Here is a 9,573-nt window from a genome sequence, read left to right as displayed (position 1 = left end):
GTGCCCACATCATCAACATGAGCCTCGGCGGGCCGGACGACCGCCTGCTCGCGCTGCTGCTGGACCAGGCCCAGGCGCGCGGCGCCACCGTGGTCGCGGCGATGCCGAGCGAGAACGGGCCCTTTCCGGCCAACCMTCCCGGCGTGCTCGTCGTCGGCCTCGCGCCGCCACTGCCCGCAGGCGCCGTGATCGCGCCGGGGCGTGACGTGCCCAGCACGGCCGTGGGCGGTGGCTGGTCGTTGGTATCGGGATCGTCCTTCGCGGCCGCGCATGCGACCGGCCTGCTCGCCCTGGTGCGCGAGCTCGACGGCACACGCGGCACCCTGGCGCTGAAGACGGCGCTGGTCAACACCGCCCAGGGCCGCATCGACAGCTGCGCGACACTGGCCCGCCACGCCGGTACTCGCGGCCCAACCTGCAAGATGCTGGGGCAAACTGCCGATTGATGCTTCCCCCCGCGCACCTGGCCCGACTGACGACGCTGGTCGCCACGCTGCTGGCCGGCGCGGGCGCAGCCTGGGCCGACGTGGGCGGCACGCTGTCGCTGCAGACGGATGCGCGGGAGCGCGGCATGTCGTACAGCGCCAACCGTCCCAGCGCCCAGCTTGGCCTGGCCTGGGACGGCGAGGCTGGCTGGTATGGCGGGGCACAGCTGGCGCATGCTMGCTTTTCCCAGCGGCGTGGCGCCGCGCTGCAGCTCTATGGCGGCCGGGTCTTCGGCCTGGCGCCGGGCCTGGACGGCGAGGCCGGCATCGTCGCGCATGCCTACGAGAACGTGTCGCGCTACGACTACCAGGAGGTCTATGCCGGGCTGCTGGGGGAGCGTTGGAACCTGCGCGCCTATGTCTCGCCCGACTACTACGGCATCGGCCAGCGCAGCGTCTATGCCGAATTCAACCTGCGCTGGCCATTGGCGCGGGGCGTGGCGGCCTTGGGGCATGTCGGCCTGCTGCACGGCCGCGGCGGCCGGGCCTCGCCCTATGCCGAGCCGCATGGCGCGACGCGTGCGGACCTGCGCCTGGGTGCGTCCTGGCAACTCGGCGCGAGCAGCGATCTGCAGCTTGCCTGGACAGCAGCCGGCCGCGGCGGCCCCTACACCTGGACGGACGCGACACGCCGGCGCGCGCTGGTGCTCGGCCTGACGACCGCGTTCTGAATCCCTAGCTTGCCTTGAACCTGCGCTGCAGGCGCTGGCACTCACGCCGCAGTGAAGCCAGGAAAGGGCAGTGATGAGGATCTCGAAACCATGGGTGGCTGCGCTGGGCGCTGCAGCCGCTTTGATCGCGGGTTGCGGCGGCGGCAGCGGTGAAGGGCTGGACGCCAACGGCCGGCCGCTCGGCGAGGGCGACGACCCCAGCGGCCCGATGACGGCCAGCTTCAGTTCCATCCAGTCGCATGTCTTCACGCCCGTCTGCACGGCCTGCCACGCCGGCGCGGCCGCGCCCCGCGGCCTGCGGCTGGACGCGACCAACAGCTTCGCGATGCTGGTGGGTGTATCCAGCGGCGGCGTGCCGGCGCTCAAGCGCGTGGCGCCGGGCGATGCGGACAACAGCTACCTGATCCACAAGCTCGAAGGCCACCAGGCCGTCGGTGCGCGCATGCCGCTGGGTGGTCCTTATCTGGATGCCCAGACCATCGGGCTCATTCGCCAATGGATCAACAACGGAGCCCAGAAATGATGGCCGCACGACTGCTTCTCGGCCTGGCCCTCGCGCTGCTGTTCTCGGCCGTAAAGGCCGAGCCCTATCTCGCCATCCGCGCCGGCCTCAAATGCGTGGCCTGCCATGTGAACCCCTCGGGCGGCGGCCTGCGCAATGCGGTGGGCAACACCTTCGCGCAGAACGTCATCCCGGCCAACGCTTTGCCCGACGCACTGCAGGGCTGGACCGGCTCGCTGCTGGACGATCGCCTGCGCCTGGGTGGCGACCTGCGCACCGCGACGACGCGCACCTCCGTCTCGGGCCAGCCCACGCGCAGCGTCGGCGGTACCGAGCAGGTGCGCCTGTACGCCGATGTGCAGCTCATCAAGGACTACCTCGGCGCCTACCTCGACCAGCAGGTCGCGCCCGGCAAGTCCGAGCGCCAGGAGGCCTATGTGCGCCTGCAGACGCCCGGCCTGGGCTGGTATGCCAAGGCCGGCCAGTTCTACCTGCCCTTTGGCTGGCGCCTGCAGGACAGCCTGGCCTTCGTTCGCCAGCTCAGCGGGGTCAGCATGACCGTGCCCGACAAGGGCCTGGAGCTGGGGCACGAGAGCGATGACTGGTCCCTGCAGCTCGTGCGCAGCAACGGCCCTGGCAACACGGGCAATTCCAACGGCCACCAGACGACGGCCCAGGCCATCTGGATGCAGCCCTGGGGCCGCGTCGGCGCAGCGGCCGCGCAGGTCAAGTCGGCGGCAGGCAACCGCCAGGCTTACGGCCTCTTTGCCGGCACGACGACCGGGCCGGTGGCCTGGCTGGCCGAGATCGACATGGTCAGCGACGCCGGCTACCCCGAGGGCAAGCGCAAGCAATACGCGACGCTGCTGGAGGCCAACTGGCTGGTGCAGCAGGGCCACAACCTCAAGCTCACCGGTGAGTACCTCGACCCTGACCGCCGTGTGGCCCACGACAACAAGGTGCGCTACAGCCTCGTCTACGAGTACACGCCCTTCGCCTTCGCGCAGCTGCGCGCGGGCTATCGCAAGTTTGGTGGCATCCCGCAGAACGCCATCGACAACCGGCGGCAAAGCTTTGTCGAACTGCATGGAATGTTCTAGCGTCATCGGCCCAAAGACGGCGGGCGTGAGTGCCGAGCCCGAGGTGCAAGCGGCGGTGGGTGTGCCGATGCATTTCTACGGGAGGCGCAAAGGCTCGTCGCCGGCGGTTGGGGACGCCGCTGCCTCCGCCGCCGTCCCGACGCTGCGGCCTAAGCCAGCCATTCTGCTGTTTAACCCCTGGGCGACCCGCACAGGCCGCGTACCCAACAGCTTGCTGCACATTGCGGCGGCGCTTGGCGACGGCTATGACGTCGAGCTGGTCGACGGCAACCTCGAGCCAGATCCCTGGGTGGTGATCGAGAGGCTGCTGGCTTCCGGGCGATTCGGTTTTTTCGGCTGTACGGTAATGCCTGGACCGCAGTTGCGGCAGGCGGTGCCGATCACTCGCCAGGTTAGCGAGCACTTTCCCCTGGTCGTCACGATCTGGGGCGGCTACTTTCCATCCAACCATCCGCAGGCCGTCCTTCAGTCGGGCTGGGTGGACTACGTCGTGCAATCGGCCGGCGAGGGTTCACTGCCGGCATTGCTGGCGGCGTTGTGCGCGGGCCGTTCGCCCGACCAGATCCCCGGGCTGATTTTCCAGCGGAGTGGCGAAGTGGTGCGCACCGGCAAGGCCCCGCTGCCGAACCTCGACAGTCAGCCATCACTGCCGCTGAAACTGCTGGCCCGGCGTCATCCGATCAAACGCTATCTGCCGCGCACCTTCCTTGGCCGCCGGACCCATGCCATGCACACCAGCATGGGCTGTCCGTTCATGTGCGCGTTCTGCGCCGTGGTGCCGCTCTACCAAGGCCGCTGGGTGGCGCGCTCGGCCGAGCTTGTCGCCGACGACGTGCTGCAGATGCGCGACATGCATGGCGTGGATGCCATCGAATTCACCGACAACAACTTCTTTGTTGCCGAGAAACGCGTGCGCGCCTTCGCCGAGCGCATGCGTGGGCAGGGCGTGACCTGGTGGGGCGAAGGTCGCATCGACACGCTGGACCGCTACAGCGACGAGACGTTGTCGCTGATGCGCGAAGCGGGCTGCCGCATGATCTTCTTCGGCGCCGAAAGCGGCGACGACGAAGTGCTGGCCATGGTCGATAAGGGTGGGCGCCAGTCAGGCGAGCAGATCCTGCGGTTCGCCGCCCGCCTGCTGTCGTTCGGCATCATTCCCGAGTATTCGTTCGTGCTGGGCTTTCCCCGGCCCACCGAGGCCGAGGTCTGGGCGCAGATCCACCGCGACATCAGCTTCATCCGGCGCCTGAAAGACCAGAGCCCGGCGACCGAAATCATCCTCTACATCTACAGCCCGGTGCCCACCGAGGGCAGCACGCTGCAGCAGCACAGCCAGGCCGCGGGATTCCGCTTCCCGAGCACGCTGGAGGAATGGGTCAGCCCGTCATGGGAGTCCTTCGACTTGCATCGCAATCCGCTGACACCGTGGCTGACGACCGCAATGGTGCGCCACATCCATGACTTCGAGACGGTGATCAACGCCCGCTACCCGACGCGCACGGATTTCACCCTGGGCGAATGGGGCCGCCGAATGATGCAGTTGGCGTCACTGCCGCGGTACTGGAGCGGCCTGTACAGGCGGCCGCTGGAACTGAAGGCGCTGCAGCGCCTGCGCCGATACACGCGTCCCGAGGTGGAGGGGTTCTATGCTGAAGCCAACTGAAGCCGTGACGGCACAGATACCCTCGCTGGATGCGGCCCAGCAAGCGGTGCTGAGGGCACTGGCATATCGCCAGGTGTTCAACAGCCCGCTGTCCGCCGATGAGGTCTGGCGATTTCTTGACACGCCGGGCGTGCCGATCAGCGAGGTGGCGAGTGCGCTGCAGCGGTTGCAAACGGCTGGCCTGGTGGCCAGCCATGACCGATGGTTTTGGATCGCCGAGATGGACGATCCGATTGCACGCTGGTCAGCCAACCGCGACCGTGCCGACGCGGCCATGCCTCAAGCGCTGGAAGTGGGCCGTGGCCTGATGCGCCTGCCCTTCGTGGATGGCGTGGCCATTTCCGGATCCTTGTCCAAGCGGTCGCTGGCCGAGGACGGGGACTTTGATTTCCTGATCATCACGCGGCCGGGGCGGTTGTGGCTGGTCTACGTCTTGTTGCGCTTCTACCGCCAGAAGTTGCCCGCACCGCAGATGCTGTGCTCGAACTACCTGCTGGCTGGCCACAAGCTGGCACTTGAGCGGCGCGACGCCTTCACGGCGATGGAGCTGGCCACGCTGTATCCCGTGGCGGGGTGTGATTCGCTGATGCACCTGCAAAAGGCCAACTCTTGGGTGGACGACTACCTGCCGAACCGGGCAGTGCTGCAGAGGCCGGCAGAGCCAGCGCGTACGACTGGTCGCCGTTTCAGCGAGATGGCATTGGGAGGGGTGCTGGGCGCGTTGCTGGACTGGTGCGCGTGGAAGCTGATCCACCGACGGCTCCGTCGCAATATTGCGCAGCTGTCATCTCTGACGGCGCGGCGGAGCATGGAGCTCAGCCGCGATGTGGCCAAGCTCCATACCTCGGAGTGGAAGTACCGCATTCTTGAGCGCTATCAGGCGAATCTGGACCGATTGCAGCGGCAGGCGGGCGGGGCCATCACGCGCCACACCGTCGACGACACCGTATTGGTCGCCTCGGCCTACTACTACCGGCTCGATCCCAAGCAGTGGCAGGCGGGCAAGCCGTATCCGCCCCTGGGCACCTTGTATGCGGCCGGGCTGGTGCGCAGTTTGGGCTTCAAGACGCATGTGTTCGATGCGGGGCTCGCTGAAAGTGAGCTGTCCTTCCTCTGTCGGTTAGAGCAGGAACGCCCGGAGTTCGTGGTGCTGCAGGAGGACGGCTTCAACTATCTGACCAAGATGTGCCTGGACCGCATGCGCGAAGCGGCCTTGCAGATGGTGCGCCTGGCGCGTGCCTTTGGGGCACGGGTCGTCGTTTKCAGTTCTGATGCCACCGACTTCCCCGAACCCTATTTGCGCGCCGGCGCGACCGCTGTGGTGCGCGGCGAAAGCGAGGCCACGCTGGCTGACGTTCTGGGGGCCTGGCGTGACGGCCGACCGTGGGCCGACATCCCAGGGCTGGCCTATCTGGAGGACGACCGTCTGGCGCGATCGCCGGTGCGCGCACCCATCACCGACCTCGATCACCTGCCTCCTCCGGCATGGGACCTGGTCGATCTGGAGCCTTACCGGGAGGTCTGGGAACGTCGGCATGGCCACTTCTCGCTGAACGTCGCCACCACACGCGGTTGCCCCTACGCGTGCAACTGGTGCGCCAAGCCGCTCTATGGAAAACGCTACACCGTCCGTTCCCCGGAGCAGGTGGTTGATGAGCTGGAGCTGCTGGTGCGACGCTACGGTGCCGACCACTTCTGGATCACCGACGATCTGTTCGGGCTGAAGCCGGGCTGGGCGCAGCGCTTCGCCGCGCTGGTGCAGGAGCGCCGCCTGAAGATGCGCTACACCATCCAGACCCGCGCCGATCTGGTGCTGCGCGATGCCGACGACCTCCAGGCATTGTCCCGCTCAGGCTTGGAGACGGCCTGGATCGGCGCCGAGAGCGGTTCACAGCGCATCCTCGATGCGATGGACAAGGGCATCAAGCGGCCGCAGATCGACGGCGCTGTGCATGCGCTGAAGCAGCAGGGCGTGAAGCCCGCGTTGTTCCTGCAGTTTGGCTACCTCGGCGAGACGGCCGACGACATTCAGCTAACGCACCAGATGTTGGACGATCTGCAGCCCGATCAGATCGGCATTTCGGTGTCCTACCCGCTGCCGGGCACCGTCTTCCACGACCGCGTCAAGGCCCAGATGGGACATAAGACCCACTGGCTTCACAGCAATGACCTCGCGCTGATGTTCCCCGGGACCTTTTCTCCGGCGTTCTACCGGCACTTGCATGTCTACACGTCGCGGCGCTTCCAGATCGGGCGTTGCTGGGCAGTGTTGCGCGGGCGGCTACCGGCGCCCAGCCGCGGGGGCAGGCTTCGTGCGCTGGCCTCGCTGCTGCGCGCCACGCCCGCGCTGCTGACCGCCCGAATCGGCATGGGGCGCGAACAGCGTCTGCCGGCACCTGCACCGGCGGTGGCACCATGAGTGCAGCCGCCTTCGACGTGATGGCGGTCGACTACGACCGTGATTTCACCCACAGCCTGGTGGGCGCCGCGCAGCGCCGCATGGTCTGGGAGGTTCTTGACGACTGCCTGCGCCAGCACGGTCGGCCCTGCTCGGTGCTTGAGCTGAACTCCGGCACGGGCGAGGACGCTCTGCACATGGCCCGCGCCGGTCATCGCGTGGTAGCCACCGACGTGTCGGGCGAGATGTTGCGAGTGGCCCGCGACAAGCTCGAACGTGGTGGTCTCGGTCTTCTGGTGCAGACGCGGCAGCTGGACCTGCAAGCGCTGGCGTCCGGTGAGGTGAGGGCGCAGGACCTGGGTGGCCCGTTCGACCTCGTGTTCTCCAACTTCGGCGGCCTGAACTGCGTGTCGCCCGAGGCGCTGCGGGCGCTGGCCGCGCCGCTGGCTGCCTGCCTGGCGCCACAGGGGCAGGTCATCGTCGTCGTGATGCCGCGCTTGTGCCTGTGGGAAACCGCGTGGGCCTTGTTGCACCTGCAGCCGCGCCGCGCCATGCGGCGTTGGCGCGGCGGGCCGGTGCCGGCCCAACTGGGCGCCGGCCAACCGCCGCTGTCGGTCTGGTACCACGGTGTGGGCGACATGCAGTGCGCGCTGGGTGAGMACTTCCGGCAAGAACGGGTGCGCCCGGTCGGGCTGGCGGTGCCGCCGTCCTACCTGGAGCCCCTGGCCCGCCGTGCACCGCGCTGGCTGGCGCTGATGGAACGGATCGAGCGCCGCTGGCTCACGGCGGCCTGGGGCGCCCATCTGGCAGACCACGCGTTGATCCAATGGCGCAGGCGGTGACGATGAGCCTGATCCTCACTCACGGGTATTTCATCGCCGATGACGCGATTGAGCAGCGCATCATGCGGCCTTATCCGCCGCTGGGCCTGCTTTCCATCTCGGCATGGCTGGACCGCGAAGGCGTCGACCACCATGTCGTCGACGCCACGTTTCTCGATGCCGACACCTTCGTCCAGCGTGTGCGGGCGCTGCGCCCGCGCATGATGGCCTTTTACGTGACGTTGATGACGCGGCACTCGGTGCTGCGGCTGATCGCGGCGCTGGGCGGCGCAGAAGATAGCCCGGTCATCGTGCTGGGCGGGCCCGACGTGCGCCACAACGCCGCCGACTACCTCAGCCATGGTGCTCACCTGCTGGTGGTCGGCGAGGGCGAGCAGACGATGGTCGATGTAGCACGGCTGCCTGCAGCCGCCTGCAGGGATGCCGCGGCGCTGGCGGCCATCCCCGGCCTGATCCATGCCGATGCGCAGGGGCAGCCGGTGTTCACCGGCGAACGCCGCTTCGTGCCTGAACTGGACGAACTACCCGAGCCGGCACGGCATCGCATCGATCTGCGGCCATACCTCAAGGCTTGGCGCGATGCCCATGGCCAGACCTCGCTGAACGTCAGCACCCAGCGCGGCTGTCCCTACAAGTGCGCCTGGTGCAGCCGGGCCGTGTACGGCACCAGCTACCGCCGCCGTTCGCCGCAGCATGTGGTGGCCGAGCTGCGCACGCTGGTGGATCGCTACGCACCCGATCAGTTCTGGTTCGTCGACGACGTGTTCACGATCAACCACAACTGGCTTGCCGGGTTTGCCGAAGCGCTTGATGCCGCGGGCCTGCGCATCCGCTACGAATGCATCACGCGGGCCGACCGCATGAACGAGCGCGTCGTGGAGTTGCTCTCGCGCACTGGCTGCGTGCGCGTGTGGATCGGCGCCGAGAGCGGTTCGCAGCGCATCCTGGATGCCATGCAGCGCCAGGTCCGCGTCGAGCAGGTCACCGCCATGATCCGCGCGGCCTCGGATGCGGGCATGCAGACCGGCACCTTCCTGATGCTCGGCTACCCGGGTGAAACCGAAACGGACATCGTCGCCACCGAGCGCTATTTGCGCGATGCGCGGCCGGACCTGTTCACCGTGACGCTGGCGTATCCCATCCGCGGCACGCTGTTCCACGACCAGGTGGCAGACCAGACCACGTCGCCGCCGTTCGATCAGGGCAGCGACCGCGACCGGCGCTACCCGCGCACCTACAGCGATGACTACTACCGCCATGCCGTGCGCCTGCTCACCCACACCCATGCCGTGAGCACCGCGCCGCGCCCCTTCGGCGCCCGCGCACTGGCCCATCGCGTGGCGTGGTGCCGCTCGCGTCTGGGCATGTGGTGGCATCGTCGCAATGGAATGCAACCCGCGTGAGCGGCCCCGAAACGCGCTGGGGCCTGCCGCCCCATGGCCTGCTGGCACGCCTGCTGCGCGGCCCGGTGCGGCGGGCCGTCTCGCCGTGGCTGCGGGGCCGCATGGCGCGTGCCGGTCGCACCGCGCAGCATTGGCGCCTGGGCCGCTTGCGGCTGCGCATCGACCCGGGCGTCTTCCCACCGGGGCCGACGCTCAGCTCGGCCGTCTTCGTCCGCTGGCTGCTCTCGGACGAGGGTCCTGGCCCATGGCCGGGCCGGCGCGTGCTCGACATGGGATGCGGCAGTGGCGTCATCGGCCTGGCACTGGCGCAGGCCGGCGCTCGCGTCATCGCGTCGGACATCAATCCCGTTGCGGCGGCGAATGCCACAGCCAATGCGCAGGCCAACGGGCTGGCGCTGACGGTGGTGGTGGCCGACCTGCTGGCAGGCATCCGCACGTCCACGCTGGATTGCGTGGTGATCAACCCACCCTACTACGCACGCTCACCGCGCTCGATGCCGGAGCGCGCT

General features: G+C 68.2%; 9 protein-coding genes. All 9 read left to right on the top strand.

All coding sequences use genetic code 11. From position 1 onward, the window contains the following. The coding region (locus AC1DU6_RS11865) for a S8 family serine peptidase (RefSeq protein ID WP_477857389.1) at positions 1-446 on the top strand (446 nt) is incomplete at its 5' end. Then, positions 446-1,156 (top strand): TorF family putative porin, encoded by a 711-nt coding sequence (locus AC1DU6_RS11860; protein ID WP_477857387.1) that lies wholly within the window; start codon positions 446-448, stop codon positions 1,154-1,156. The genes AC1DU6_RS11865 and AC1DU6_RS11860, both read left to right, overlap by 1 nt. A gap of 73 nt (positions 1,157-1,229) precedes the next feature. Continuing rightward, complete coding sequence (locus AC1DU6_RS11855; protein ID WP_056197307.1) at positions 1,230-1,679, top strand: hypothetical protein; 450 nt, start codon at positions 1,230-1,232, stop codon at positions 1,677-1,679. Further along, on the top strand, positions 1,676-2,758 hold the full coding sequence (locus AC1DU6_RS11850) for a hypothetical protein (RefSeq protein WP_056197306.1): 1,083 nt from the start codon (positions 1,676-1,678) through the stop codon (positions 2,756-2,758). Before AC1DU6_RS11855 ends, AC1DU6_RS11850 begins: the two co-directional genes overlap by 4 nt. A gap of 25 nt (positions 2,759-2,783) precedes the next feature. Further along, positions 2,784-4,421 carry a B12-binding domain-containing radical SAM protein gene (locus AC1DU6_RS11845; RefSeq protein WP_477857385.1) on the top strand — a complete coding sequence of 546 codons (1,638 nt, stop codon included), beginning with the start codon at positions 2,784-2,786 and terminating at the stop codon, positions 4,419-4,421. After that, positions 4,405-6,840, top strand: a complete 2,436-nt coding sequence (locus tag AC1DU6_RS11840) for a radical SAM protein (protein WP_477857383.1) — start codon at positions 4,405-4,407, stop codon at positions 6,838-6,840. The genes AC1DU6_RS11845 and AC1DU6_RS11840 overlap by 17 nt, the downstream gene beginning before the upstream one ends. Then, positions 6,837-7,661, top strand: coding sequence for a class I SAM-dependent methyltransferase (locus AC1DU6_RS11835; RefSeq protein WP_477857381.1), 825 nt, complete (start codon positions 6,837-6,839; stop codon positions 7,659-7,661). Before AC1DU6_RS11840 ends, AC1DU6_RS11835 begins: the two co-directional genes overlap by 4 nt. A 2-nt stretch (positions 7,662-7,663) precedes the next feature. Further along, positions 7,664-9,064, top strand: coding sequence for a B12-binding domain-containing radical SAM protein (locus AC1DU6_RS11830; RefSeq protein WP_477857379.1), 1,401 nt, complete (start codon positions 7,664-7,666; stop codon positions 9,062-9,064). Next, positions 9,061-9,573: methyltransferase (locus AC1DU6_RS11825; protein ID WP_477857377.1), on the top strand; the 513-nt coding region annotated here is incomplete at its 3' end. The genes AC1DU6_RS11830 and AC1DU6_RS11825, both read left to right, overlap by 4 nt.

The organism is Roseateles sp. P5_B10, assembly GCF_056400485.1.
This window is presented reverse-complemented; position numbering and strand designations above follow the sequence as displayed.

Bases quoted from the DNA above. Each gene is read 5' to 3' on its own strand.
- AC1DU6_RS11830 (WP_477857379.1), top strand. From the start codon at position 7,664: ATGAGCCTGATCCTCACTCACGGGTATTTCATCGCCGATGACGCGATT.
- AC1DU6_RS11855 (WP_056197307.1), top strand. From the start codon at position 1,230: ATGAGGATCTCGAAACCATGGGTGGCTGCGCTGGGCGCTGCAGCCGCT.
- AC1DU6_RS11850 (WP_056197306.1), top strand. From the start codon at position 1,676: ATGATGGCCGCACGACTGCTTCTCGGCCTGGCCCTCGCGCTGCTGTTC.